Annotated in this window: 32 protein-coding genes and 1 pseudogene; 14 read left to right on the forward strand and 19 right to left on the reverse strand. The window is 47.0% G+C overall.

The genetic code is table 11. From position 1 onward, the window contains the following. The 6 genes from DKW60_RS00605 to DKW60_RS00630 all read left to right on the forward strand — a co-directional run. Positions 1–292 (forward strand): aldehyde ferredoxin oxidoreductase C-terminal domain-containing protein (locus DKW60_RS00605; protein ID WP_219988584.1); only part of this gene is annotated, 292 nt, incomplete at its 5' end. A gap of 76 nt (positions 293–368) precedes the next feature. Next, positions 369–2,129 (forward strand): NAD(P)/FAD-dependent oxidoreductase, encoded by a 1,761-nt coding sequence (locus DKW60_RS00610; RefSeq protein ID WP_219988585.1) that lies wholly within the window; start codon positions 369–371, stop codon positions 2,127–2,129. After that, positions 2,126–2,374 carry a MoaD/ThiS family protein gene (locus tag DKW60_RS00615; protein WP_109835727.1) on the forward strand — a complete coding sequence of 83 codons (249 nt, stop codon included), beginning with the start codon at positions 2,126–2,128 and terminating at the stop codon, positions 2,372–2,374. Before DKW60_RS00610 ends, DKW60_RS00615 begins: the two co-directional genes overlap by 4 nt. Further along, a complete protein-coding gene (locus DKW60_RS00620; protein WP_109835728.1) occupies positions 2,374–2,670 on the forward strand; it encodes a hypothetical protein in 297 nt (98 codons plus the stop codon). Before DKW60_RS00615 ends, DKW60_RS00620 begins: the two co-directional genes overlap by 1 nt. A gap of 3 nt (positions 2,671–2,673) precedes the next feature. Further along, entirely contained in the window at positions 2,674–3,423 is a 750-nt protein-coding gene (locus DKW60_RS00625; protein ID WP_109835729.1) for a HesA/MoeB/ThiF family protein, read from the forward strand. Further along, entirely contained in the window at positions 3,420–3,740 is a 321-nt protein-coding gene (locus DKW60_RS00630; RefSeq protein ID WP_109835730.1) for a hypothetical protein, read from the forward strand. The genes DKW60_RS00625 and DKW60_RS00630 overlap by 4 nt, the downstream gene beginning before the upstream one ends. Positions 3,741–3,764: 24 nt before the next feature. On the opposite strand, the gene sthA is transcribed toward DKW60_RS00630, so the two are convergent. After that, positions 3,765–5,225 carry a Si-specific NAD(P)(+) transhydrogenase gene (sthA, locus tag DKW60_RS00635; protein ID WP_109835731.1) on the reverse strand — a complete coding sequence of 487 codons (1,461 nt, stop codon included), beginning with the start codon at positions 5,223–5,225 and terminating at the stop codon, positions 3,765–3,767. A 405-nt stretch (positions 5,226–5,630) separates the two neighbouring features. Here sthA and DKW60_RS00640 point away from each other — a divergent pair, with 405 nt between their 5' ends. Beyond that, positions 5,631–6,146, forward strand: coding sequence for a TlpA family protein disulfide reductase (locus tag DKW60_RS00640; protein WP_109835732.1), 516 nt, complete (start codon positions 5,631–5,633; stop codon positions 6,144–6,146). A 130-nt stretch (positions 6,147–6,276) separates the two neighbouring features. Here DKW60_RS00640 and ureG read toward each other — a convergent pair whose 3' ends face one another. From ureG to DKW60_RS00675, 7 genes are read right to left on the reverse strand one after another with little or no spacing between them, the layout of a single operon-like run. Then, complete coding sequence (gene ureG, locus DKW60_RS00645; protein WP_109835733.1) at positions 6,277–6,897, reverse strand: urease accessory protein UreG; 621 nt, start codon at positions 6,895–6,897, stop codon at positions 6,277–6,279. Between the two features lie 11 nt (positions 6,898–6,908). Continuing rightward, the gene (locus DKW60_RS00650; RefSeq protein ID WP_219988586.1) at positions 6,909–7,607 is read right to left on the reverse strand and encodes an urease accessory protein UreF; all 699 of its coding nucleotides are present in this window, start codon (positions 7,605–7,607) and stop codon (positions 6,909–6,911) included. Beyond that, on the reverse strand, positions 7,576–8,070 hold the full coding sequence (ureE, locus tag DKW60_RS00655; RefSeq protein WP_109835734.1) for an urease accessory protein UreE: 495 nt from the start codon (positions 8,068–8,070) through the stop codon (positions 7,576–7,578). Before ureE ends, DKW60_RS00650 begins: the two co-directional genes overlap by 32 nt. Beyond that, the gene (ureC, locus tag DKW60_RS00660; RefSeq protein WP_109835735.1) at positions 8,070–9,773 is read right to left on the reverse strand and encodes an urease subunit alpha; all 1,704 of its coding nucleotides are present in this window, start codon (positions 9,771–9,773) and stop codon (positions 8,070–8,072) included. The genes ureE and ureC overlap by 1 nt, the downstream gene beginning before the upstream one ends. Further along, positions 9,770–10,096 carry an urease subunit beta gene (locus DKW60_RS00665; RefSeq protein ID WP_109835736.1) on the reverse strand — a complete coding sequence of 109 codons (327 nt, stop codon included), beginning with the start codon at positions 10,094–10,096 and terminating at the stop codon, positions 9,770–9,772. Before DKW60_RS00665 ends, ureC begins: the two co-directional genes overlap by 4 nt. 12 nt (positions 10,097–10,108) lie before the next feature. Continuing rightward, positions 10,109–10,411: an urease subunit gamma gene (ureA, locus tag DKW60_RS00670; protein WP_109835737.1), complete on the reverse strand. Its 303-nt coding sequence runs from the start codon at positions 10,409–10,411 to the stop codon at positions 10,109–10,111. An 8-nt stretch (positions 10,412–10,419) separates the two neighbouring features. Further along, positions 10,420–11,289: an urease accessory protein UreD gene (locus tag DKW60_RS00675; RefSeq protein WP_109835738.1), complete on the reverse strand. Its 870-nt coding sequence runs from the start codon at positions 11,287–11,289 to the stop codon at positions 10,420–10,422. Between the two features lie 832 nt (positions 11,290–12,121). Between DKW60_RS00675 and DKW60_RS00680 the strand changes: the two genes are divergently transcribed. From DKW60_RS00680 to DKW60_RS00695, 4 genes are all read left to right on the forward strand, one after another. Continuing rightward, on the forward strand, positions 12,122–13,342 hold the full coding sequence (locus tag DKW60_RS00680; protein ID WP_109835739.1) for a hypothetical protein: 1,221 nt from the start codon (positions 12,122–12,124) through the stop codon (positions 13,340–13,342). A 92-nt stretch (positions 13,343–13,434) separates the two neighbouring features. Further along, the gene (locus DKW60_RS00685; protein ID WP_109835740.1) at positions 13,435–13,794 is read left to right on the forward strand and encodes a hypothetical protein; all 360 of its coding nucleotides are present in this window, start codon (positions 13,435–13,437) and stop codon (positions 13,792–13,794) included. After that, the gene (locus DKW60_RS00690; RefSeq protein WP_109835741.1) at positions 13,778–14,722 is read left to right on the forward strand and encodes a hypothetical protein; all 945 of its coding nucleotides are present in this window, start codon (positions 13,778–13,780) and stop codon (positions 14,720–14,722) included. The genes DKW60_RS00685 and DKW60_RS00690 overlap by 17 nt, the downstream gene beginning before the upstream one ends. Positions 14,723–14,792: 70 nt before the next feature. After that, on the forward strand, positions 14,793–15,464 hold the full coding sequence (locus tag DKW60_RS00695) for a hypothetical protein (RefSeq protein ID WP_109835742.1): 672 nt from the start codon (positions 14,793–14,795) through the stop codon (positions 15,462–15,464). 114 nt (positions 15,465–15,578) lie between these two features. On the opposite strand, the gene DKW60_RS00700 is transcribed toward DKW60_RS00695, so the two are convergent. From DKW60_RS00700 to DKW60_RS00715, 4 genes are all read right to left on the reverse strand, one after another. Continuing rightward, a complete protein-coding gene (locus tag DKW60_RS00700) occupies positions 15,579–15,953 on the reverse strand; it encodes a hypothetical protein (RefSeq protein WP_109835743.1) in 375 nt (124 codons plus the stop codon). A gap of 18 nt (positions 15,954–15,971) precedes the next feature. Beyond that, positions 15,972–16,256 (reverse strand): hypothetical protein, encoded by a 285-nt coding sequence (locus DKW60_RS00705; RefSeq protein WP_109835744.1) that lies wholly within the window; start codon positions 16,254–16,256, stop codon positions 15,972–15,974. A gap of 128 nt (positions 16,257–16,384) precedes the next feature. Further along, positions 16,385–16,990, reverse strand: a complete 606-nt coding sequence (locus DKW60_RS00710) for a nucleotidyltransferase (RefSeq protein WP_146203411.1) — start codon at positions 16,988–16,990, stop codon at positions 16,385–16,387. A gap of 16 nt (positions 16,991–17,006) precedes the next feature. Beyond that, the gene (locus DKW60_RS00715) at positions 17,007–17,453 is read right to left on the reverse strand and encodes an HD domain-containing protein (RefSeq protein ID WP_109835746.1); all 447 of its coding nucleotides are present in this window, start codon (positions 17,451–17,453) and stop codon (positions 17,007–17,009) included. A 224-nt stretch (positions 17,454–17,677) separates the two neighbouring features. On the opposite strand from DKW60_RS00715, the gene DKW60_RS00720 reads away from it, so the two are divergent. Continuing rightward, a complete protein-coding gene (locus DKW60_RS00720; RefSeq protein ID WP_109835747.1) occupies positions 17,678–18,109 on the forward strand; it encodes a putative toxin-antitoxin system toxin component, PIN family in 432 nt (143 codons plus the stop codon). Next, complete coding sequence (locus DKW60_RS00725; protein WP_245929522.1) at positions 18,106–18,324, forward strand: toxin-antitoxin system HicB family antitoxin; 219 nt, start codon at positions 18,106–18,108, stop codon at positions 18,322–18,324. The genes DKW60_RS00720 and DKW60_RS00725 overlap by 4 nt, the downstream gene beginning before the upstream one ends. 233 nt (positions 18,325–18,557) lie before the next feature. On the opposite strand, the gene DKW60_RS00730 is transcribed toward DKW60_RS00725, so the two are convergent. Both DKW60_RS00730 and DKW60_RS00735 read right to left on the reverse strand, forming a co-directional pair. After that, on the reverse strand, positions 18,558–19,067 hold the full coding sequence (locus tag DKW60_RS00730) for a GNAT family N-acetyltransferase (protein WP_109835749.1): 510 nt from the start codon (positions 19,065–19,067) through the stop codon (positions 18,558–18,560). Then, a complete protein-coding gene (locus DKW60_RS00735; RefSeq protein ID WP_109835750.1) occupies positions 19,057–19,347 on the reverse strand; it encodes a type II toxin-antitoxin system TacA family antitoxin in 291 nt (96 codons plus the stop codon). The genes DKW60_RS00730 and DKW60_RS00735 overlap by 11 nt, the downstream gene beginning before the upstream one ends. A 176-nt stretch (positions 19,348–19,523) precedes the next feature. Between DKW60_RS00735 and DKW60_RS00740 the strand changes: the two are divergent. Beyond that, positions 19,524–20,631: pseudogene (locus tag DKW60_RS00740) on the forward strand (IS3 family transposase). 394 nt (positions 20,632–21,025) lie between these two features. On the opposite strand, the gene urtE reads toward DKW60_RS00740, so the two are convergent. The 5 genes from urtE to urtA form a co-directional block, all read right to left on the reverse strand. Beyond that, complete coding sequence (gene urtE, locus DKW60_RS00745; RefSeq protein ID WP_109835751.1) at positions 21,026–21,730, reverse strand: urea ABC transporter ATP-binding subunit UrtE; 705 nt, start codon at positions 21,728–21,730, stop codon at positions 21,026–21,028. Then, positions 21,723–22,553 (reverse strand): urea ABC transporter ATP-binding protein UrtD, encoded by an 831-nt coding sequence (urtD, locus tag DKW60_RS00750; RefSeq protein WP_109835752.1) that lies wholly within the window; start codon positions 22,551–22,553, stop codon positions 21,723–21,725. The genes urtE and urtD overlap by 8 nt, the downstream gene beginning before the upstream one ends. Continuing rightward, on the reverse strand, positions 22,540–23,637 hold the full coding sequence (gene urtC, locus DKW60_RS00755) for an urea ABC transporter permease subunit UrtC (RefSeq protein WP_109835753.1): 1,098 nt from the start codon (positions 23,635–23,637) through the stop codon (positions 22,540–22,542). Before urtC ends, urtD begins: the two co-directional genes overlap by 14 nt. Positions 23,638–23,648: 11 nt before the next feature. Continuing rightward, a complete protein-coding gene (gene urtB / locus DKW60_RS00760) occupies positions 23,649–25,271 on the reverse strand; it encodes an urea ABC transporter permease subunit UrtB (protein WP_245929523.1) in 1,623 nt (540 codons plus the stop codon). A gap of 95 nt (positions 25,272–25,366) precedes the next feature. Beyond that, positions 25,367–26,668 (reverse strand): urea ABC transporter substrate-binding protein, encoded by a 1,302-nt coding sequence (gene urtA, locus DKW60_RS00765; RefSeq protein ID WP_109835754.1) that lies wholly within the window; start codon positions 26,666–26,668, stop codon positions 25,367–25,369. Positions 26,669–26,725 lie beyond the last annotated feature (57 nt).

A 26,725-nucleotide genomic window follows, 5' to 3' on the forward strand; every position in this document is an offset into this window, starting at 1 on the left:
CTCACCTCAGGTCGATGCGGCATGTGAAGGCGACTGGTCAGTTGAGAAACTGCTGGAAGTGGGTGAGCGCATCTGGAATATGGAACGTGACTTCAATATCAAAGCGGGCATTACTGGTGAGCAAGACACCCTGCCTAAGCGCCTGTTAAAAGAAGCCGCTAAAGTTGGTCCGGCGACTGGTCGTGTGGCCGATCTGGATCAAATGCTTCCGGAGTATTACTCCTTGCGCGGTTGGACAGCTGATGGCGTTCCGACTGATGAAACGCGGTCGCGCCTAAACCTGCCTGCTTAAATCTAACCTAATGGGGCGGCTATTTCGGCTGCCCCTTTCCTTTCTACTTATATATCGTGTTATCTGAGGCCTCATAATGAATCTGTTTCAAGCAATCGCGTGGTTGTTCGGGGGCGCTCGCCCAAGCTCAACAAATTCAACGGTTCGTTCTACAACCACCGTGATACATCACCCGGCTGATACCAATACCAATACCAATACCAATACCAATACCAATACCAATACCAATACCAATACCAATACCAATACCAATACCAATAGTGTTGCGGATGCCCCCGTGGAAACAACTTCTGCCGCGCGAAATAGTGAAGAGACAACTGCAAGCACAGCTACTAAGGTTGCTGCAGGTGTTGGTGGCGCAAGTGCTGTGGGTATTGCACAATACTTAAATAATACATCGGATGACGGTAATCAGTCAGAACCCGAAGGCGATCAGCGACAACAAATTACAGAGCTAAAAGAAGAAGCTGAAACGCTACTGGCAGAAAACTTTAGTGAGACAGAAGAAGCTGCAAGTTATGAAACCGCAGCAGCCAATACAAACACGAGTACATCTAGCAGCAGAACAGCGACTAACGCAAAAAATAGCACCCAACACATTATTATAGGTGCAGGCCCGGCAGGTGTTGTAGCGGCAGAAACCATAAGAAAGTTAGATAAAAACGCCACGATCACAATCATCGGTGATGAACCCGAAGCGCCCTACTCACGGATGGCAATCCCCTATTTCCTTGAAGAAAATATTGAAGCCGAAGGCACGCACCTACGCAAAACCAACAACCACTTTGCTGATGCCAATATTAATGTCATTCAGCAACATGTGACGCGGGTTGATCCGGTCAATAATGTGGTGGAGTTGCAAAACGGACAAACGCTGCCCTGGGATAAACTGCTCATCGCTACCGGCTCCCACCCGATTAAGCCACCCATTCCAGGACTAGACAATCCCAAAGTTGCTAATTGCTGGACACTGGCGGATTCACGAAAAATTATCGATCACGTTAAGAAAGGCTCACACGTCGTGCAAATCGGTGCAGGCTTTATCGGCTGTATTATTCTCGAAGCACTGGTCAGACGTGGGGCTGATTTAACGGTGGTAGAAATGGACAACCGCATGGTACCTCGTATGTTAGATGAACAATGCGGTGGCATGCTGAAAAGCTGGTGTGAATCCAAAGGCGTAACCGTGCTGACTGAAACGCAGGTGACCAGTATTGAAGACAATGGTGATGGCTTGAAAATCCAGCTATCCCATGGTGAAGCGCTGGATGCTGACTTTGTGATTTCAGCAACGGGTGTTCGCAGTAATACTGAATTCCTTGAAGGTAGTGGCATTAAAATGGATCAGGGTATTTTGGTGGATGTGCATCTGGAATCAAATTTACCGGGTATATATGCTGCGGGCGACGTGGCTCAAGGTGTGGACTTCACCACTGGCGGCTACAGCGTCCATGCGATACAGCCGACAGCTGCTGATCACGGCATTATCTGTGCGAAAAATATGGTTCAGGGCAACTCAACCCGACATAAAGGGAGCCTGCAGATGAATGTGCTATCCACGCTAGACTTAGTGTCTACCTCGTATGGTGCATGGGAAGGCGTAGCAGGTGGTGAAAGCTCGGAGCTAATTGATAGCGACCGCTACCGCTACATTCGACTGCAATTTAGCGGCGATAAATTAATCGGTGCGAACACCCTCGGCATCACGCAAAACATCGGCGCACTCCGTGGCCTTATTCAAAGTGAAAGTCATTTGGGTGTCTGGAAAGATCGCTTAATGGAAAATCCACTAAACTTTATGGACGCTTATGTCTCAATCACCGGAAACCATGCATGAAGGTAACCTTTAAATTATTCGCAACATTAATGTGTCACTTACCGCCGGAAGCTGATGGCCATGCCGTGGACTTAGAGGTAAGTGATGACACATCGGCCTATGATATTATCGACCGCTACGGCGTATCCCGCGAAGACGCCTATTTGGTGTTGGTCAACGGGGTATATTTACAGTTACATGAACGCTTCGAGCCGCTAAAAGAAAACGATGTATTAGCGGTTTGGCCACCAGTCGCGGGAGGATAATGGTGAATGAATCCACCACGATTGAGTTAGAGATGGGATTGTCGGAAAAAGAGTTTGGCAGAGCCTTACCCAATGCGGTGAAACCCTACCAACTCACCACACAGAGTTATGGCTATTTACTAGACTCTGATGACCAGCAAATCCAAATCGAAACGACGGCTTTGCCACCACGTGCTATCGCTTCCGCACGTATTCCCCGCACGATGGTTGTTCTGAAGTTTTCAGAGCAAAGCAAAGCGCAGGTCGATGAGTTCATGCAACGCTTCAATCGATATATGCACCGCGGAGGTGGCTAACTGATGACCCCTGAACAACGGGATCGTTACGACAGACAAATACGCTTGCCGGCAATCACCGAATCAGGCCAACAAAGCCTGTTGGATGCGCGCGTGTTAATCATCGGTATGGGTGGACTCGGCTCGCCGGTTGCCATGTATCTGGCCGCTGCCGGTGTCGGTCATTTGGTGTTGAGTGACTTTGACATCGTCGAGCGCTCCAATCTGCAGCGACAAGTCATTCACACCGAGCAAACCATTGGCCAGCTCAAAGTGGATTCGGCGAAAGTCTTTATTGAATCGCTCAACACAGACACGCAAGTCACGCCTCTTGCGCGTCAATTAAGTGATGATGACTTGATGGAGCAAATACAACTGGCCGATGCTGTTGTGGATTGCACCGATAATTTTCCCAGTCGTTTTGAATTAAACCGTTGTTGTATTAAAGCGGGAAAGCCATTGGTTTCCGGTGCAGCGATTCGTCAGGAAGGGCAAATTAGCACTTATGATTTGCGTGTTGAAAACAGTCCCTGTTATCAGTGTTTGTATCCTGACATTGGCATTGAAAGCGTGACCTGTGCCATGGAAGGTGTACTTGCACCGGTTGTGGGCATCATTGGCACGATGCAGGCGCAGGAAACTATTAACGTATTACTCGGCAGACCTGCATTGATTGGAAAACTATTATTACTGGATGCACAGCATTTGGAATGGCAACGCATGCAACTTCCCAAAAACCCAAATTGTCCGGCTTGTTCAGGAGCTCACTCATGACACCCACTCAGCGTATTCAGGCAGCGGCTGCTTTTCAGGCATATAACGCTATGGAAACCACTAAACAGCGCCATTTGGATTTAATGTTGGCGATTGATACCCGCACAAAGAAGTTTAATCTGGCAGCAACGGAGGCTGAGAATGCCATGTTTAAACTGCTGTTGGCTGACCATAACGAACAGGTTCAGCAGTTCAAACTGGAAAGCGACACCTTGAAAGAAACTCACCCGGAGGCACACGCTGCGATGTTTCAGTACTTGGGTGAAGTCCATGCCATGTTAGATGCGTTTAAAAGCTCAGCGGATAACGCCCACTAACAATACCTGACATGAGGACCGGGGTTATTTAACCGGCATTCTACCCAGCGCATCCAATGCAGCAATCTTGTAGGCTTCGGCCAGCGTTGGGTAGTTGAAAGTATTATCGATAAAGAAGTTCAGCTTTCCTTTGTGAGCCATTACTGCCTGACCAATATGTACCAGTTCAGTCGCACCCTCACCAACAATATGCACACCCAGTAGTCGACGGGTTTTAATTGAGAAGATACACTTCATCAGGCCCGTTGTCAGACCCATAATTTGTCCGCGCGCCGTCTCACGGAAACGCGCCACTCCAACCTCGTAAGGAATATTTCGCTTCTGAACATCTTCCTCAGTCATACCAACCATGGAAATTTCGGGCACTGAATAAATACCGTATGGGAAGTATTCTGATGTGGTACTCATCGGTTGATTGTAAGCACGACACACCGCGACACGCCCCTGCTCCATGGAAGTCGACGCCAGACTAGGGAAGCCAATCACATCACCAACCGCGTAGATATTATCCACTGAGGTTTGGAAATCATTATTCACCGTAACACGACCACGCTCATCAACGTCTAATCCACAATTTTCCAGACCCAGACTTGATGTGGAACCGACTCTGCCCGCTGCGAACAACACCATTTCAGCTTTAACCAAACGACCACTATGCAGGTGACATAAATGACGACCACTCACTTCGTCTCGCTCTATGCTCTCGACTTTGTGTCCTAAACGGAAAGTCACACCGCGATCACGCAGCTGATTTACCATGTACTGAATAATCTCACGATCAACAAAATCCAGAATCTTTGTTCTCGGATCGATCAACGTCACACTGACATCCAGCGCACTAAAGATAGTGGCATACTCCAGACCGATAACACCGGCACCGACCACCGCCAATGAGCTTGGTATTTTCTCCATACTCAACAGCTCATCACTGTCGATAACGGTTTGGCCATTAAATGGCACATAGTCAGGACGGTACGGCTTAGTCCCTACCGCAATAATGATAGTCTCGCCACGAACGATAACATTTTCACCATGCTCCATTTCAATCTGGATATGATTTTTGTCCGCAAAACTCGCCATTCCATACAAGGTCTCGACCTGATTGCGCTGGAATTGAATCTCCTGAATTTCTACCTCGTGCGACAGAGTTTTATTGAGTCGCTCAAGAATGTCTTGCGCCGATATATTCTCTTTCACGCGATAGCTCAAACCGTAGAACTCACGCTCACGCATCCCCGATAAGTTCAGTACAGTTTCACGCATGGTTTTACTGGGAATCGTACCGGTATGAACAGATACACCGCCGATCTTGTGACCCTTTTCGATCACTAGCACCCGCTTTCCAAGTTTCGCACCCTGAATCGCAGCACTACGACCACCCGGCCCACTACCAATAACGATCAGGTCATAATGGTTTTGAGGATTCACTTTAAACTTGGCTTTTTCAGGAAGGACTTGAGGTTTTTGCTCGGTTTTGGCATTCATCAGAGAGACTTCCCTTTTTTGACAGTAAGAAGAGATAACATCATTAGCTGCCGTAAGTTACATAAAATAGGCACACTAGTCCAACAGCATTCACTTAAGTATTACTTAATAAAGCGTAAGTATTGGTTGGATTTATTAATAAACTCAAAATGACATATCTCAGCGAGCCTATGTTATTTTTTATAGCGTTTCTGGCGGGAGCGTGAGAATATTACAGGCATTAAAAAGCCAAAGGGAGGTAGGAGACAAAGTGGCTTAAGTCAACTACCTCCGATTGGCTGAGGAGGAGGAAATCATCTTACGGGCTCTATAGTATTAAAAATGTTGCGATGCATCAATTAACAATAAATCAACGCTTCGTTTAAATAAGCTTTTACTAATATACTCAACCATGGAAACATAATAATGAAAACAATTCTGCTACTTGCCTTGAGCGCAACGCTATTGATAGCTGGCTGTGACCGTGGCGGACGTGACCCCGTTTTTGATGATTCGATCAAAGGGCAAACCGCACCAGACTTTAGCCTGCCCCAATTAGGTAAAGATACGCCTCTCAAACTGTCAGACTATAAAGGCAAATTGGTATTGCTGAATTTCTGGGCATCATGGTGCCCGCCGTGTCGCGTGGAAGTACCAGACTTTGTGGCGATGCAAAGCAAATACGGTGGCGAGAAATTTACTATTATTGGTGTCAGCATTGAAGGTAAGGATGAAATGATGCCATTTGTGACCGCGAATAAAATGAATTATCCACTGACTTATGGACAAGATGCAGGGAACAAACTTGCTGCCACGTATGGCGACCCTGATGGGGCATTACCTTACAGTGTTTTGATTAGTCCGGAGCAAAAAGTACTGGATATCTATACGGGCATTATTAGCAAAGAGAAGTTTGAAAAAATTTTGGCTAAACATCTTTGATGTCACTGCCGCCAGCTCTGGCTGCTGCACTTAAGTAGGCAAACGTGATAAGTCCTTACTACTTAGCCAAAAATGAATAGTATTTTGCGTTGAGTCCAGCCTAGCTCGCTGAACTCAGCGCATGGCTACCTCAGACCTTCGCGTCCAACATTCCCTGATGCACAATGAAATCAATGATGGTTTGTACACCTTTACCCGTTTTCATATTGGCAAAAACGAACGGCTTGTCACCGCGCATTTTCTTCGCATCCCGATCCATTACTTCCAGCGATGCACCGACCATGGGTGCAAGATCGATTTTATTAATCACCAACAGATCTGATTTAGTGATACCCGGCCCACCTTTACGGGGGATTTTATCGCCAGCAGACACATCGATCACGTAGATAGTCAGATCCGACAGCTCAGGGCTGAAGGTCGCACTTAAGTTGTCACCACCACTTTCGATGACCACGAAATCGAGATCCGGAAACTTGGCATACAAATCATCAACCGCCGCCAGATTGACCGACGCATCTTCACGGATAGCCGTATGAGGGCAGCCACCGGTTTCAACACCGACAATCCGGTCTGGTTCCATCGCCTCATTGCGCAATAAAAACTCCGCATCTTCGCGTGTGTAAATATCATTGGTGACCACTGCCATTTCGTAAGGGTCTTTCATTTCCTTACACAGCTGCGTTAACAAAGCGGTTTTTCCTGAACCAACCGGTCCACCGACACCAACGCGAAGTAATTTACTATCTGCCATACAAAAATCTCTTAAGATCGAAATAAACGTGAATATTGTGTTTCATGCTGCGCGCTTAAAATAGCCAGCATGGGAAGGCCGGAGCCAATGGCCTCATCAGTGATATTGGCGGAATGCTCAACTAATGCCGGAATCTCCTGCAACAGCTCACCCATCAGTCGTTGCCCGTCGGTTTGCCCCAATGGCACTAATTTAATTGCTGCTGCGACCTGATTCTCCATCCAGGACCACACCAGTCCGGTTGCCGCCTGTGTCGCTTGAATGTCCCAACGCACCGAGGCCAAGGCAAACATGGTGGTAAAACTCACTGCCTCTCCACGCTCCCAATACTCAGTGCCAACCATCCCTAAGTCCCTCAGTAAGCGCGATAAAGCCACGCCCATATGAGAGTCTTCAGCGAATAATTCGGCAGCCTCGCGCTGCGCAAATAGCTGCTCATTCAACAGACGCAACTGCTCCTTATCATCCTGCTGCCATGCTTGATACAGACGAAAGAACATCGGTACTTCCAGGCGACTGAGACCACTGTGCATAATGCTGCGAATCCACTGCACAGCGGATTGATAGTCTTTCAACAAGCCCATCTCAACCGCAGACTCCAACCCCTGTGAATAGGCAAACGCCCCCACTGGTAAACTTGGACTGGTCAGCTGCATCAAGCGCATATAAGCCATCGACTCAGCCATGAGAATGCCCACCATGATGGTCATGACTATGCCCGTGGCTGTGCGCGCCGTGCGAATGTCCCGCACCACTTTTATACGCACCACCTTCTGGTTCAAATGGCACTGACTCAACAGTAACTGACAACCCAAAACCCTGAATCATGTCATCCAGTACATGGTCATGCTGGTAGCGCAATAAGCCAGCTTCGATCTGTAAGGGAATGTGACGATTCCCCAAATGGTAGGCAGCTTTGGCTAAAGCCAGGCCATCCTCAACATACACACTGGAAACCGTTTCATCCGCAGCGATAATCTCAACCACTAAACCTTCTTCGGATTTCAACTTTTCACCACCGCGCAGGATTGCACCCTTTTCCAGAAAGATACCGGCATCTTCCCCAGAATCTAAAGTGACCCGTTGGCGGGTTTTAATCCTCAGATCCAAGGGTAAGGTCACGCTTGCGGCGGCTGGGGTGGCTGCATCAATTTTTTCAGTTAATTTAATCATCAGAACAAGAAATACCGTTGCGCCAATGGAAGTTCTTTTGCTGGCTCACAGGTCAACAGCACACCATCGGCTTTTACTTCATAAGTCTGCGAATCCACTTCGATTTTAGGCTGATAGTCATTCAGCAGCATGTCCGCCTTTTTGACGCGACGACAGCCATGCACCGAACCAATCATACTTTGCAAACCAATCGACTCTGCAACTTGCTGATCAATCGAGGCTTCCGACATAAAGGTCATGCGAGTGGCGTGCATGGCAGCCCCCAGCGCACCAAACATCGGGCGATAATGCACTGGCTGTGGCGTTGGAATCGAGGCATTCGGATCCCCCATTGGCGCATAGGCAATCATTCCACCTTTAATAATCAGGCTCGGCTTAGTCCCGAAGAAGGCAGGCTTCCACATCACCAAGTCCGCTAATTTACCCACTTCCACAGAGCCCACTTCGTGTGAGATGCCGTGAGTGATTGCGGGATTTATGGTGTATTTTGCGATGTAGCGTTTGGCACGGTTGTTGTCATTGCGCGACGGATCGCCTTCCAGACTGCCGCGCTGCACTTTCATTTTGTGGGCAGTTTGCCATGTGCGGGTAATGACTTCACCAACACGACCCATGGCTTGCGAGTCTGAGGCAATCATCGAGAATGCACCAAGATCGTGCAGTATATCTTCCGCGGCGATGGTTTCGCGACGAATTCGAGACTCTGCAAAGGCCACATCTTCGGCAATACTCGGGTCAAGGTGATGACAAACCATCAACATGTCCAGATGCTCATCCACCGTATTCACAGTATAAGGGCGCGTTGGATTGGTTGATGAAGGCAAAACATTGTCCTCACCCGCTGCACGAATGATATCCGGCGCATGACCACCACCGGCACCTTCTGTGTGGTAGGTGTGAATGGTACGACCTTTGAATGCGGCCATGGTGTCTTCAACAAAGCCAGACTCATTCAAAGTGTCCGTGTGAATTGCCACCTGAATATCGTAGTTTTCGGCAACGCTCAGGCAGTTGTCGATGGCTGCGGGCGTGGTTCCCCAGTCTTCGTGAAGCTTCAGTCCCATGGCACCGGCTTCGATTTGCTCATTCAGCGCTTGCGGCAAGCTGGCGTTACCTTTACCCAAGAACCCTAGATTCATTGGCAAAGAGTCCGCGGCTTGCAACATGCGATGCATATTCCAGATGCCCGGTGTACAGGTCGTGGCGTTGGTGCCGGTTGCAGGGCCCGTTCCGCCACCCAGCATGGTGGTGACACCGGAGCTTAAGGCTTCTTCGACCTGTTGTGGACAAATAAAGTGAATGTGTGAATCCACACCGCCTGCCGTGATAATCGAGCCTTCACCCGCAATGGCTTCGGTACCGGGGCCAACGATGATATTCACACCATCCTGCACATCCGGATTACCTGCTTTACCAATACCGCTGATACGACCATGCTTGATACCGATATCTGCTTTAACCACGCCCCAGTGATCCAGAATCAGTGCATTGGTAATGACGACATCAGCGACATCTGCATCGGCACGTTGGCTTTGCCCCATGCCGTCACGAATAACTTTGCCACCACCGAATTTCACTTCATCGCCGTAAGTGGTGTAGTCTTTTTCGACTTCAATCAGTAGCTCCGTATCCCCCAGTCGCACGCGGTCGCCGGTGGTTGGGCCGTACATTTCCGCATAGGCACGTCGATCTATTTTGCTCATGACGTCGCTCCTTTTGTATCCAATGGTCCCATGACAGAGCCGGTAAATCCGTACACTTCGCGTATGCCGACATAATTGACCAGCGTGACTTCGCGGGTTTGACCGGGTTCAAAACGCACTGCCGTTCCCGCTGCAATGTCGAGACGAAAGCCTTTGGTGGCTTCACGATCAAACTGCAAGGCGCTATTGGTTTCATAAAAATGATAATGCGAACCAACCTGAATCGGACGATCGCCAGTATTTGCTACAGAGACGGTGACAGTGTCACGCCCTTCGTTTAGTACGATGTCGCCATCATCCACAAAAATTTCACCTGGTTTCATGCGTCACCTGCCTTATACGATGGGGTCATGAACGGTCACCAGCTTGGTGCCGTCAGGAAAGGTTGCTTCAACTTGCACGTCATGAATCATTTCCGGAATACCGTCCATGACCTGATCAGCCGTCAACAGCGTTCGACCGTAATCCATTAACTCAGCGACACTTTTGCCGTCGCGCGCACCTTCCAGAATCGCAGCACTAATGTAGGCCACTGACTCCGGATAGTTGAGTTTTAAACCACGCGCCAAACGGCGCTCTGCCAATAATCCGGCAGTAAATAGCATTAATTTATCTTTTTCACGGGGTGTTAAATCCATGGTTCCTCCTAAGTGGACCAAATACGCGGTGGGACAGCCTTCAGGCCATTCACCAATGGCCGAATGCTCAGCCACGTGGTTCGGAATAAGTTATGTGCTTGCTCGGTACTGTGCCCCAGGTAGCGCACCACGAGCACGTCATGCAATAAAGTAGCTCCTGCCAATCCATCGACTCCCTTGGTTTTGGCATCATCCATAAAGTCCTGACAATGTTGGCGTGCCAGCGTCAGAGCTTCTTTTGTCGCAGGCAATGCAATCAGCGTTGCGGTGACCGGATAACCATTGAGTCCGGCAGGTGTGTTTAAATCATTATCGCTGAGAATCGGCAGACGCTCTTTATATAAAGGCTTGCCGTCACGCTCCAACTCAGTTGAGAATAATAATTGTCCTGACTCAAACACTTCATTATTCGTGGGACGACCCAGACAATGTACTTCCCAGCCAATGTATTTGGCTTGCGCATCTAATTCGATTTTTGTACTGAGCGCAGCATTCGCGCCGGGAAAGAAAATAGTTTCTTGCGGCAGCCACTCCAGACATGCCTGCTCTGCAATCGTAAAATGTTGCACCTGATGTGCTTGTTGGCCCAGCGAGCGATAGAATTTTGTTGCACCGGGTGTGGTGAGTAAGGCCTGAGCATTCTGAGCTACATCGACATTAATCAGTAGCTCGTCACCGCCGACTACGCCACCGGGTGGGTGAAGGATATACGAGTGACAAACCGAGCCTTCGGGGTAGAAAGCACGCTGCACGGCTAATGGGCCGCGGCGACTGCGGTGGGCTAAAACGGTGCGCTCGCTACGTGCTATGTAACCTAACTCTAGTTTTGCTTTCCAACCGGAAGGCACATCCGCGTGTGTTAGTGGGTTTGCACTCAATAGTACTATCCTTGCTTGTATTAATTTTATCTCTCAAAACCAAATGCAAAAGCTATGCCAAAAAGGATATGCACTACTATAGGGCCAAGAATACTCAGGTGTCGATTTTAAACGCACCATATTCGTGCTTTATTAACTAGTTTCACTAAAACAGTGCATGATTAGCGCGTAGTTTTGGTGAGTACTGGAGTGCAGCGAAAAATAATTTCAAAAAAATCACATTATTTTTGAACTAAAACGGAGCAGCCGTGTTTTTTGAATACAAGAAAGTTGTTGTTATAACAAGAAAAATCATCGTTTTTTTTCAGTCACACAATCTCTAATAATTAGAAAGTAGCTGCAAAAATAGCACTTAAAAATTGGATTTATACCCCATAGCATATTAAACCCAAACAGGTAGTTATATATACACAATAAGCTATAGTATATTATATATGGCTTATTCTATAAGATCATTCAGGTAATCTTCAGTTTCGCGGCCCTATGATAAATCCAACTTCAGAGGTATTCCCCACCAGCTTCTGAAGCAGCATGAAGAGTACAGGATCGGGATCATTAAAAATTATAAATAATTTATTGATCACCACTTATCAGGCCTCCCCCTAAGTTCACTGTCACAGCCTGAATAACCCATTGGTTAATCATTATTGGCCAATCAATCTAGGTACAACAACATGAAAAAAATACAATCTCACTAGCAACTGCTATCACTGCCGCATTTATTTCATCAGCCGCTCAAGCTGACTCTTGGAACGTTACTCAAACGACAACACCGGCCAGCGACACCACAATCACACAGTACGGCAGCGCTCAAGGTAGTGCTATTCAGTCAATGAATGCTGTCAACTCGACTACTGCAACGGTCACTGGTAGCCAGGCAGTTGCTTCAGGCGCTTTTGAATTAGAGTTAGAGCAAAAAGAACAAACAAGCGATTCAACCCAGTCCGTTAATTACCTCAAAGCTGAAACAATCGGTACACTAGGCAGCTCCATGAAACAGGATTACTCAAGTAGTGGAAACACCCTTATGAAGCAGAACGAAGCAAACCTGGTCAATAACCACCAAGCTGTGAATACAGCCAGTGCTGCGACAATTTCCGAGCTGTCACAAGCGGCCAATGCATCAAACCTAAACCTTGATCAAGCGAGTGCCAGTGCAAGCTCGCAGGTAGTGAATAGCGCTGTTGCAACAAATGTGTCTGACCTTACACAGAGTGCCCAGTCTGACTACACCCACTCATATCAATCAGGAGCGACGGAAGGCAGTATACAGGCCACAAATAACCTGACCGCTGAGAAAGCATCGAATGTGAAACAGAGTACGCAAACGAGCTCTTTTGCACTTCACCAAAGTGGAGGCGGCAACAATACTCAGACCGTCAATAATATAGCGGTTCACACTGCGTTAGAACAAGCTAACCAAAGCACTTCAGCCGACTACTTTCACTTGGATCAACATGGCTCAGGGAACCAGATACAGGCAGTCAATCGGGTGTCTAGTGGCACAAGCGCTGTAGGCAGTGTCAATCAAAGCACTAGTGGTCATAGCGACATGTGGCAGATGGGCTGGACATCTCAAGATAGCACTCAGGCATTGAATATGATCGATGGTAAAGGTGTCGGCATCGCATCAAAACAAACTGTATCAGGCAGCGGAGTACATATGCACTCTGACGGTGGCGGCACCCAAGCTGGCAATTACCTCAAATCTTCTAGCGATGGTGTTGTTGCTTCAGCAGATCAAGATGTTAATGCCGACCACGTTGATATCAAACAACATTCATACGGTGCGGCAACCGTTCAGGCAGCTAACCTAATGGATATCGGTGGTGAGTTATCAGCGGGCAAACAAACGATTAACACTAATAGCTTGTATCTACATCAGTATGCATCTGACTCAGGGCTCAATGCAGGTAATGCTGTTCTTACTAGCAGTGCCGGCATCGGTGGTACTGTCACACAAGCCGCATCAGCAACTACTCTATCAATGCATCAATACAGCGGCAACGGCGCTATCCAAGCAGTTAACTACGTAGGAAATGCACCACAGTAAAACCTCGGGCTAAGACTATCGAATACACCTCCTGATATGTGTCTTCGATAGTCCTTCAAAATAACAATACTCTCACTAATGAGGCCCACATCATGCACAAGTACACTTCTCTTCTTTTAAAAACGATTCTGACGATTAGTTTCGCACCAGCCTTAGCAGACAGCCCGACGACGCCCTCTTACCCAAGCATTCCAGCTAGCTACGAAGTACTTCAGGCATCTAAGCTTGTTGCTTCTGCCGCTGTTCATTTCAAGGCTTACAAAGTGGACTGGACCAATGGTTACAAAGTTACGTCTCCGGACGGCAGCGAGTTCATAGTAGACAGCCTGGCTCAACCAAAGTGCGCTTTCTATGCCACTTACGTCAGTCAAGACGACAATGGTTTTCTAGGGAGTACCCAGGTTGTTAGTAACGTGCATATTGGGGAGGTGAACTTTGAAAACTGTCAGTAAACTACTTATTCTCTTGAGCTTGTCGCGGCTAACCGCTTGCAGCAATAACACAGTTCGTATCTCTAAAACATTAACTGAAACACCAGAGTTAACACGCACTAACATGACCGATGCTATTGGCTGCATGGGTGGCGCGTTAAAAAAGCATAGTGAAAATAATGCTTATCTGTTTTTAGCCAGAAACATCAAAGACGGCACGGTAAAAGACAGCGTCTATCAGGATAGCCCACTTGCAGATTCGGGCCGCATCCAACTCATCAACGTACTTAGTGAGCACCTATATCCACACGCTGGTTTAGTCATGGATCAGTTCCCGTTGATGTTTAGCCCGATGTCTAAAGAAGGCCTAGGACTCAACCGATTTGGGCTACCTTCTCGCAGTAATATAACGGTCTTTATGGCGAATTATAATGGAATCATTCAGGGCGCCAGAAAAGCTAAACAACTACCACTAGCTTCCAACGTGGCTCCCCTTGTCATTAGTGGTGCATTTACCCGGTTTGACTCGGATAATCTATTTCAGGCAGGCTCTGGGCAAAATGCAGGGTCTCGCACAAAAACACTCGCGGATAACGAAGAAGATAGCCGCTGGAGAAAAGTCAGCGGTCAGGTAGATATTGGTAAAACCTCATCGGCTAAAGCGATCTCTTTGGTACTTAACCTCATTGATCCAAGAAATAATCTGGTGGTTGCCTCACAATCGTTTGATCTAATCTTTTATAGAAACAATCGAACATTCCGCCTACGCGTTGCTGCTGGTGACGGCTACTACGGCATTTCTAGAAATAAAGTCACTGTTGAAGGCGTCCACAGCGCACAAAAAACACTGGTTGATGCAGCCGCTTTTTGGCTACTAAACAAAGCGTATGGTGGACAAACCAGCTTTAAGTCATGCTTCGAAACCGAGCCACAGCGTAGACTGACATGACTCCGGCTAAAGTAGGTCAGCTCGACAAAGCCAAGCCGGCAACTGAAACAGCTAAAGCGGAGTAATAACGATGTCACTGACACTTACTATCAATACAGCTTTATTGGCGACACTGGTCAGCGGCAGTGCGTTCGCTGATAGTTGGACAATCACCCAAAATGTAAGCGTCAGTGCCCCATTATCAATCTCTCAAGGCAATATGACTAACTCCGCTCAGGCTATCAATAGCATTCAATTACGTAATGGAGGCAGCTCAGTCACTAACACACAGCAGACGCTAAATCTGGGAAGTGGTGATTTAACGCTGTTACAAAGTGGTGGAGATAACAATCATCAGGCTGTGAATTATCTCCTCTCCCCAGAGATTCATTCAGCCGCTCAAACCTTGAACCAAGCAGGGAATGTGGCGCTCAAGCAACAAGGCGGCGATAACAATATTCAAGCCTTGAACTACGCCAAAGCAACGGGTGACGCCCCACTGCAAAGCTTGAAACAAAACGTTCAAGCGCAGCACATCACCCTTAAATTCGAAGGTATTGGTTCTGGGAATATCCAGGCAGGGAATTATATTGAAGCGGATGGACTGCCAACCACATCCGGCGATGTAGTGCAGAATTTGACGACAACATCGCTCCACTACATACAGTCTGGCACTCATAATCTTCAAGCAGGTAATGTGGTGGTTAACAACAGCCACACAGCTACGGGGCAGTTACGCAAAACTTTTCGGCTGGTAATGTGAGTGTTGATTTTGGATCGGTGGCTGCGGGTGCTCAGTCGGTAACTGCGGCGAACCTTACTATTTATAATCAACAGTAAGGCTTATCTGATTTCACAACAAACGTGATAAATCTAATTAAGGCTTTCTACTTGGTAATACACCCACATGGCCATCTTTAATTGCTAAAGGATGACACACCCCAATCTGTACAGGAATCAGAGGTAGCTTGAGGACTTGCGCGATCGCTAGCCGATAACACCCTGCTCCACTAAACACCAAGCGCCCATCCCGACCGATATGAATAACAGACCCACCATACTCTCGAAAACTATTGGGATTAAGCTCACCCATCGTCTTAAAACGAGCACCTTGCTTCAGCTCGTTAAACAGCACATCAAGCTTCTCATAACGCGCGTCCACAACCGCTCGGTTACGACAGCCATCAAACTGACCACGCTTTTCTATCTCATCCAACATCAGATCAACAATGCCGGATTCTTCCCAAGACACGCCTGATGTGAATTTATATCAACAAAATTTCACTTTTTGAATGGTATCAATCGGCTTGGCATTGATATCCCAATCACCACCGATCACCCTGCCACTAGAGCGACGCCGAAACCAATGAGTGTGCTGCACTTCATTGGGATCAATGCATAGTCTTTCAAAGCTACGTGGGACGTTGAATTTTCCGTAACGACCGTATCGAATTGAATTGAACAGGTCGCGAAAAAAGAACTGTATTTGTCTTTCTTTGCCTTTAATTGACTTGTAAAAAACAGACTCTTTAAAGGACTTAACAGTAGCGGGCATATTGGTAGCTTAGGGTATTTTTCGATGTATCGACTATATACAATTTACACTTTTAACATATAGCCAGAATACCTATACCGTGTGATTTATGTATTCCGGCAGACCACTAGTGTTCCAGAATTAGCAAGTTAAACAGTATCGTCCATATACCCAAGCAGCGCCTCAACCTTAGATAACGACAACCGCTTAATCGGCTTCCTATCAACACTACTGCGCGTAGCCTTCCGTATCTCTAACGTTGGATAAACTGACAACTCAATCGGATAATCCAACCACAGATACACATGTTGATAATCATTCAACACGCCATTTTGCTGGATGCTCACCAAACTTGTCTCGTAGCGCCAACCCAAGTGATCAAGAAAGATGAGTAGCGACTCAATATGATCGACGAATACATGAATATCAATATCACTGGACTCACGAATACGCCCAGTGCTGACAGAGCCAATTAAACGCGGTGAAAAGTCACTTAACTCGCGCATGACATTAATCGCAATTTGCCGCATTTCATGCAACTGCTGATCAAGCGCTTCAGCATTGAGTAAGTGAGTCATTTGATATACTGCATCCGCGACTTCTTTGTTGCTTAGCAGGTTTTTGAGTGGTTTTCTGAATAAGCGTTTTGCCGCTAACTTCTTTGCGTCGAGGTACTGCGTTACATTTTCTTCGACCATTAACCTAGCTGCCTCTCGAATCAGAAGCATACGGATTTGTTGCTGTTTTTTACTCATAGTTTTAGGTGGCAGCTTATGCCACGGTTTGAGTGAAGAATGGATCTAGCAAAGCAATCGCCTGTTGTGGGCTGATCACTTCTGCTGTTGGGTCACGACCTGATACGTCCCAATGCCGCAACTGTTCTAATTGCTTTAATTGGGTAGGTTGTTTTCTGAGTTTTCGTTTTGTTTGCGCGGAGGCAATGAGCAAGTCTAGGTGGTGCTCAACTAACCAAACGATCTGATCATTGAGAACACCTTGCAACATCTCTGCACCAACCGCGTCATGGCTTTTCGAACCATTAGCTTTACCGACATCATGAAATAAGGCTGCCGCCCACATGGTAGGACAATCGCTTTGCTGATGCGCTAACTGGAAAACTTGGAGTGAATGAAAAAGGGCATCGCCTTCGGGGTGGTAGTACGGGTCTTGCTCAATACCGTCTAGGTCGAGCAGTAAATCTAATAGATAATCTTTCACATAATAGCCAGCCGACTGCTGGTGGTTGCTTGAAATGTACTGTTATCACAATACTCAATTAGGTTAACACAATTGCTCAAGTTCACTATCGTAAACTTCCCAGCAAATACTCCGCCAACCCTATACGACTTGCTAAGATAAAACCACTAACTAAAGAACCAATTCCAAAACGCTATCGTATATGCTAGCATTATTCACATAAGAACCTACAGAACGGAATACGCTTGAAAGTCATAGTTGATACCAATATTTTAGTTGCAGCCCTATTGGGAAATGAGTCGGGGGCTGCTCGTAAAATTTTAGAACTATCTATGAGTGATGTTATCTCACCATTAGTAGGGGAGGCATTGTTTAATGAATACATGGATATTCTTGACCGTGAAGACGTTATGCAAAAATGCCCGTTAAATGGTGATGAGCGATTAGAATTTTTGTCTGCATTCTTGTCTTGTTGCCAGTGGTGCAAAATATACTTTGGTTGGCGTCCAAACCTGCGAGATGAAGGCGATAACCATTTAATCGAGCTAGCGATAGCAGGTGGAGCACAGTACATTATTACCAGTAATGTGCGTGATTTAAAAAACGGGGAATTGGCTTTCGATGGACTTAGCGTCGTAACACCCCAGCAATTTATGAAGGAGTCCCCATGGGTATGATTACTGTTAGACTGCCTGAAGATACTCACCTAAGAGTAAAAGCATTGGCAGCATCCAGAAGCATCAGCATCAACAAGCTGTATGAGGAGTTTACTGTTATGGCACTCACAGAGTTTGATGCAGAAAACCGATTTAAAGTACTCGCTAGTCGAGGCAGCAAGCCACGTGGACTAGCGCTACTTAAAAAGTTAAAAACGCATTATGGTGACGAGTAGCACTTCACTCAAACAACTGACCAAGGTATAGATAAGAAGTGCCCTGTGTTAACCGTTTTATGCTGATCGCAATTTGCCGCATTTCATGCAACTGGTGATCAAGCGTTTCAGTATTGAGTAAGTGAGTCATTTGATATGCTGCATCCTCGACTGCTGGTCGTTAGTTTTTTGGTTGTGCTAAAGTAGCGCATGTATTTAATGCGCTTTTAGAATAGCGCAACAGCCACACAGTGTTATTTATTTTGGATATTCACCTCAGCTAGAAGTGTCGAAAGCGCAGAAATATTCAAAACCAAGCGCCTGCTACTCCCTTGAAGCCTTACAAAACCAAAGCCCTCATAAAAACTAGCAGCACTTTCATCTTTTGCATCAACAATTATTCCTAAAATACCCACTCTTTCAGCAGCTTCCTGTGTCGTTTTAAACGCATGAAAAATCAATGCATCACCAAAACCTTGCCCCTGATACTTTACGTCTACTGCAAGCCGTCCCAACAACAAAAACGGAATATCCTGATAACCACCAAGCTTAATATCTTCAGGTAAATTTTCACGAGAAACTGAGTGGGCACTAAGTGAGTAATAACCAACTATGGTTTCACCTTCTGCAAGCACGTAGACCTTACTCAGGTTACGCTTTTGATCCTGCCCTGCAATCTGCTTCACATATCGATTTAATGCTTCAACCCCACAATCAAAACCTTTGCGGTTATGAAACTTGGGGTCTAAAGCACTAAACTTCATCAGAGTTTACGATTTGGCTATATCGCTGAGCGGCTTTCTTCATTCGCTCTGTTGGCTCTGCTGGTTTATCTAACGAGTCAAAAAATAGATGCCAGTCATTCTCATTAAATCGAGTCTGATCATGCTCAGCAATGACAGCCTCAGCCTTTTCTCGAATGCTTTGCCGAATGAATTTACTTCTGTTGATTTCTACATAGCTTTGCGCCTGATCTAAAAGCTTGAGCGTCAGATCATCAATGCGGAATTTTAAGGTTTGGTCTTTTCTGGTTTCAGTATTCATGGATGCCACTAAGTACAAAGATATTTACACCCACAAATGTACCCACAAAATTTATTATTATCAAGTCCTGTTATTCCATCGTCAGTTAATTACTCAACCAAACCCACTGTCCACTTCCCCTAAACTGAGACACTCATAACTAGAATTTTCTGAGAGAATAACCTCAGGAGATTGTTATGAAAAAATCAAAATTTACAGAAACTCAGATTATCGCGATTCTTAAGGAAGCGGATGCCGGGATGAAAGTGGAAGCGCTCTGCCGTCAGCATAGTATTAGCTCAGCGACGTACTACAACTGGAAAAAGAAGTACGGCGGCATGGACGCTTCTGAACTCAAACGAATACGTGAGCTGGAAGATGAAAATGCACGTCTTAAGCGGATGTATGCTGACCAGAGTCTGCAACTGCAGGCCGTTAAGGATTTAATCGCAAAAAAGGGTTGGTGACAGCAGAGAAACGAGAAGCGGCTCAGCAATTGACACAATCAGGACTTGCTGTGAAAACGGCATGCACCTTATCAGGCTTGAATCGGGCCAGCTTCTATCGTCAGCCAATGGACTGGCGAGAAGTGGACTCTGCTGTCATCACTGCAATCAATGATGTACTTGCTAATGCACCGCGTTCCGGGTTTTGGAAATGCTTTAAGCGGCTGCGTCGATTGGGTTATAGCTTCAACCACAAACGGGTGTATCGCGTGTACTGCCGTTTGGGGCTCAATCTACTCAGGCGTATTAAACGGAAACTACCAAAACGTGAGCCAAAGCCACTGAGCATGCAGCAATCGGTCAACCATCAATGGGCGTTAGACTTTATGCATGACACACTGTATTGCGGAAAGCGTTTCCGTACGTTAAACGTGATTGATGAGGGTACTCGTAAGTGCTTAGTATCGAGGTCGATACTTCCTCGCCCTCAGAACGAGTCATTCGTGTGCTTGAGCAACTGAACGAGGAACGAGTGCTGCCACAGCAGATACGCCTTGATAATAGTCCGGAGCTAATCTCTGGCGTGTTTACTGATTGGTGTCACGATCGCGGAATTGACTTGGCTTATACTGAAAAAGGCAAACCGCAACCGAACGGTTTTGCAGAACGATTTAATGGCTCAATGCGCCGTGAGTCTCTCGACGCTTATTTATTTGAAAGTCTCAGCCAAGTACGAGAAATGGCATAGCAGTGGCGACTGGACTACAACGACGAACGACCACATGAAAGCTTAGGGTATTTACCACCTAGTGAATACCGCAGAAAACTGGAAAATTCTAGTTTAGAAGTGTCTCACTAATGGGGAAGTGGACATGTTGATGCAGGACTCAATCAAAGGTTTTCATTGACACGCCAGCAGCATGGGAGAGCTGTAGCTTCAGTCGTTGTTCAGTGTTCTAATGATTAACCGAGGTAGTTACCGTTACTGGAAATAAGGCCTGTAAAGTTATTTCGCCACAACGCCTTAAACTCGCCACAAAACTTAAGCGACGGTTTGGCCTAATTGGTAGCTCAGCAGATCAACGAACCTTGGTAACACTGCTCGCTTATGCTGGCTATAATGCTAACCGATGATTTGTTAGAAAACTCATGAAGAAAGCTAGATGAGTGAGCCGCCAACAACCGACGCATCGCTATGTAGTCGACCCTGAATAATATTTAACTCATTGATATTGTTTGATAAAATAATACACTTAAACCGTCAAATACCTCTCAACCAACTCATCACTCAACTCAGCAATCTCCCCCTGCGCCACAGACCGTCCCCGATCCAAAATACAAAACGTATCCGCAACCCGTCTAGCAAACGGCAACTTCTGCTCAACCAACAACACGGTCAACCCAAGCTCATCATTCAACTGCGTAATAATATCCCCAATTTGCCTGACAATATTCGGCTGAATCCCTTCCGTAGGCTCATCCAATATCAACATTTTAGGATCAATCATCAGCGCCCGCGCAATAGCCAATTGCTGCTGCTGACCACCGGATAAATCACCACCCCGACGCTTCAACATGTCTTTCAGCACAGGGAATAAGTCATACACGAACTGCGGCACTGTTTTAACGCCATCAGTACGTGCCAGCAGCCCTACCTCCAGATTCTCCTGCACGGTCAGCAATGGAAATATCTGTCGCCCCTGAGGGACATAACCAATTCCCAGCTCAGCACGTTGCTCAGCTTTTACCGACTGAATTTCCTGATCATCAAATTTGATCGCGCCAGACTCGGTCGCCAGCAAGCCCATAATGACCTGCAACAACGTAGTTTTACCCACCCCGTTACGCCCCATTAAGCAGGTGCATTTGCCGCTCGGCACGTCCAACATGACATCCCAAAGCGTGTGACTTTCGCCATAATATTGGTTTAAACCCTGAATACTTAATAAATTACTCACCGAGATATACCTCAATTACGCGTTGATCTTGTTGCACGTCGTCCATGGTTCCTTCTGCCAACACATGCCCTTGGTGCAGCACGGTGACGCGTCGGGCGATGGAACGCACGAAGTCCATATCGTGCTCGACTACCACGACCGTGTGATCACCGGCTAAGGCATTGAGCAGTTCCGTGGTTTTATCCATTTCCTGGTGGGTCATGCCAGCAGCTGGCTCATCGACCAACAAAACATGAGGTCGCTGCATCAGCAACATACCGATTTCTAACCACTGCTTTTGACCATGAGAGAGTGATCCGGCCTGGCCTTTTGCACCTTCCTGCAGGCCAATGGTAGTAAGTACTTTATCCAGATGATCCTGCTGCTCACCGCTCAGTGTGGCTCTAAAAGTTGCCCACACCGACTTATCGCCGTGCATGGCTAATTCCAGGTTCTCGGCAACTGTCAGGCATTCAAAAACGGTCGGCTTCTGGAACTTACGACCAATGCCCGCCTGTGCAATTTCAGGCTCTGACATGCCCAGCAGATTCATGGTTTGACCAAAACGCACGCGTCCGGTATCTGGTACGGTTTTGCCGGTAATGATATCCATCATGGTGGTTTTACCCGCGCCATTCGGCCCGATAATGCAGCGCAGTTCACCCGCATCAATCGCCATATTCAGATCATTGATAGCCTTGAATCCATCGAAGGATTTATTGACCCCTTCCAGACTCAGAATCACCCCGCGGTCGGTAATTGGCTCCAAGCCTTTTTGACTATGAACGAAGGGAAATACTTCATCTGGTCGCATTATTTCACGGAGCGTATCAAGCTGTTTCATGACCAATCTCCTTTTGTCTGCGACGCATTAAGCCGACGATACCTTGCGGTAGATACAGTGTGACTAATACAAATAAACTACCCAGTGCGAACAACCATACTTCAGGTAATGCCCCGGTTAAATAAGTCTTGGCATAGTTCACCACAATCGCGCCCAAGGCTGCACCATACAGTGTTCCACGACCACCAACGGCCACCCAAATTACTAATTCAATAGAGTTCAGTGGTGAGAATTCACCGGGGTTGATAATACCCACTTGTGGCACATACAAAGCACCGGCGACGCCCGCCAATACCGCTGAGAAGGTAAAAATCGCCAGTTTCACTTTATCCACACGATAGCCGATAAAACGCACACGGTCTTCTGAGTCACGTACCGCCATCGCCACACGTCCTAAACGTGAAGCTACGATAGCCCGACAACTGAGGTAACCCAAAATCAGCGCAATCCCAGAGGCAATAAACAAACCAATCCGCGTGGCATCGGATTGCAAATTAAAGCCGAGAATATCCTTAAAGTCAGTCAGTCCGTTATTACCACCAAAACCCATCTCATTACGGAAGAAAGCCAGCAATAAGGCGTAAGTCAGTGCTTGTGTGATAATCGATAAATACACACCGGTCACACGCGAGCGGAAGGCTAAATAACCAAATACATACGCCAATAAACCCGGCACAAACAGCACCATCAACATGGCAAACCAGAACATATCAAAGCCCTGCCAGAACCATGGCAGCGCATCCCAGTTCAGGAACACCATAAAGTCCGGCAGTTCAGGGTTTCCGTACACCCCGCGATCACCAATCTGACGCATCAGGTACATACCCATGGCATAGCCACCGAGTGCAAAAAATGCGCCGTGACCTAAGCTGAGTATCCCCAGATAACCCCACACCAAATCCACCGACAAGGCTAACAAAGCATAGGTCAGGTATTTGCCCAACAGCGTCACGGTAAAGGTCGATAAGTGAAACGGGCTACTGGCTGGCACGTATAAATTCAAATACGGCACAAGTGCGCAAGCGGCAATAACAATCGCAATTAAGATCTGGCCGCCGTAGTCGCCTTTTAAAATTCTAAACATCTGATGGCTCCTTAATTGTCAGCGGCTCGCCCTTTTTGCGGGAACAATCCGCGCGGGTGTTTCTGAATAAACAGAATGATGAAAACCAGTACCAGTATTTTGGCCAATACTGCACCGGCCCACGGCTCTAAGAACTTGTTGGCAATACCGAGAGAGAAGCCTGCGATCAACGTGCCCCACAAGTTTCCAACGCCACCAAATACCACGACCATGAAAGAGTCGATAATGTAGCTTTGTCCCAGATTCGGCCCAACATTAGTGAGCTGGGATAAGGCAACACCCGCCACCCCAGCAATACCTGCACCTAAGCCAAAAGTCATGGCATCGACCCGTGAGGCTTTTACCCCCATGGCACGCGCCATGCCACGGTTTTGTGACACCGCTCTCACCTGTAAACCGAGGGAGGTTTTCTTCAGCACCATAAACAACAGTGCAAACACCACTAAACAGAAGGCAATCACGTATAAGCGATTCAGCGTGAGTGACAGCACCTCATTGATTTGAATCGAGCCAGACATCCACTCCGGTGTTTCAACCGAGCGATTCAGTGGCGAGAAGATGGTTCTCACTGCTTGCTGCAGGATCAAACTAATACCGAATGTGGCCAGCAATGTTTCCAGTGGGCGTCCGTATAAATGACGAATCACTGTTTTCTCAATGAGCACACCCACCAAACCAGACACCACGAAAGCGGCCGGAATGGACACAATCAGCGAGACACCGGGGAAGTTAGGCAAGACATAAGTTTGGATGGTGTAAGTGGTATATGCGCCCAGCATAATCAGCTCACCATGCGCCATATTGATCACACCCATTACACCGAAGGTGATCGCCAAACCGATTGCCGCAAGTACCAGAACCGAGCCCAGACTCAAACCAAAAAACAGCGTTTCAAGATGGCCATACCACGTCACTTTATTATCAATTTCAACTAAAGTCTGCGTGGCAGCCGCAGCAATGGATGCATCATCTGATTCGGTCAGTGCCTGCAACGTGGGGCGCACTTGTTGATTCAGATTACCCGCTAGACCAGCAATCGCGGCTTTAACCACATCAGCATCATCTGACTTCAGCTCTGCCAGTTGTACCAGCGTTTGCATCTCTTTTTTAATGTCGGGATTGGCTTCTTTTTCAGCCAGAGTACGGATACTGTCAACCTGATCAGGCGACACATTCCCAACCATCGCTTTGACCGCAGCCAGACGCATCGCATCATCAGGATTCATCAACTGAATACTGGCAAGCAACTGTTTAATTTGCCCACGCATGCGGTTATTGGTACGAATGCGGGAAAGATCTTTGGCAGATGCTACCGCAACCGGTTCACCTGTAAGTACTTGTTTAGCCTGCGCCTCATCGGTCTTCTTGTCGTAGAACACCAGAGTATTATCAGCTTTAACGGAGAAGAGTTGCTTGTCGAGCAACGCTTGTAGAATTTGTTCAGCACGTGGATCGCCGCTCTCGACAATCTGATTCACGCCTTCAATTTTTTGCGAAAAACCTTTCGCTAAGAGATTTTGAATGCCAGCCTGAAGCGTTGAGTCATCAGCATGTGTCGCTGCCGAGAAGCTCATAGTCAGACTTAGAAGCAACATCCAAACCCAATGCTGGATGGCAAATCTGGTTCGTTGCATGGAGACCCCACAATGATGGAAAAAGCCCACGCCTGCCATGTCGGTGACAGGCGCGGGCCAATAGTGCTATTGGAACTTAAGGTGTTGCTTAGTTCTTAGTTAACTGCACCAACACACTTCTTCTCGACAGTGTTGTAGTTTCCGCAGTTCTTAGCATCAGTCCAGTCAGACACTAAATCCTTAGAACCTTCAAGATAGTCAGACCATGCATCGCCCGGTACTGTACCGTCAGTTTCAGAAACAACTTCGAACTGACCGTCTTCCTGGATTTCACCAATCAGAACAGGCTTAGTGATGTGGTGGTTAGGTAGCATCTTCGCGATACCGCCAGTCAGGTTTGGCGTCTCAAGACCGATGATTGCTTTACCCACTGCATCAACGTCTGTAGTACCAGCTTTTTCAACAGCCTGTACCCAAAGGTTGAAACCGATGACGTGTGCTTCCATAGGATCGTTCGTTACACGCTTATCGTTTTTAGTAAATGCCTGCCACTTCTTGATGAAGTCAGCATTAGCATCGTTCTCAACACTCATGAAGTAATTCCATGCTGCCAAGTGACCAACCAAAGGCTTAGTATCAAAACCAGAAAGCTCTTCTTCACCAACAGAGAATGCAACAACAGGGATAGACTCAGCATCTACGCCTTGGTTACCCAATTCTTTATAGAATGGAACGTTAGCGTCACCGTTGATAGTCGATACAACCGCTGTCTTCTTGCCTTCGCTACCGAACTTCTTGATATCAGCAACGATTGACTGCCAGTCAGAATGACCGAAAGGCGTGTAGTTGATCATGATGTCTTTCTCATCAACGCCTTTACTCTTAAGGAATGCTTCAAGGATTTTGTTTGTAGTACGTGGGTAAACGTAGTCAGTACCTGCAAGCACCCAACGCTCAACACCTTCGTCCATTAGGTATTCAACTGCTGGAATCGCTTGCTGGTTTGGTGCAGCACCTGTGTAGAATACGTTCTTAGATGACTCTTCACCTTCGTACTGAACAGGGTAGAACAGTAAGCCGTTTAGCTCTTCAATAACAGGTAGTACTGATTTACGAGAAACTGAAGTCCAGCAACCGAAAATAGACGAAACGCCGTCTTTGGTGATCAGCTCACGTGTCTTTTCAGCAAATAGTGGCCAGTCAGAAGCCGGGTCAACAACCACTGCTTCCAGTTGCTTGCCTAGCAGACCACCTTTTTTGTTTTGCTCTTCGATGAGCATCAACATAGTGTCTTTAAGTGTGGTTTCACTGATTGCCATAGTACCGGACAGAGAGTGCAGTACACCGACCTTGATAGTCTCTTTCTCACTGTGGCTATCGGCCATTGCAATCGCTGAACCAAATACCAAGCCCGCCGTCATCACTGACGCTAGCAATCCTTTGATTTGTTTTTTCATTCGCTTCATCTCAGGTTAATAAACTCAGTATCAACCTAGCAAATGACGTGCCAAAAA

It is taken from the genome of Leucothrix pacifica (assembly GCF_003172875.1).
Classification (GTDB): domain Bacteria; phylum Pseudomonadota; class Gammaproteobacteria; order Thiotrichales; family Thiotrichaceae; genus Leucothrix; species Leucothrix pacifica.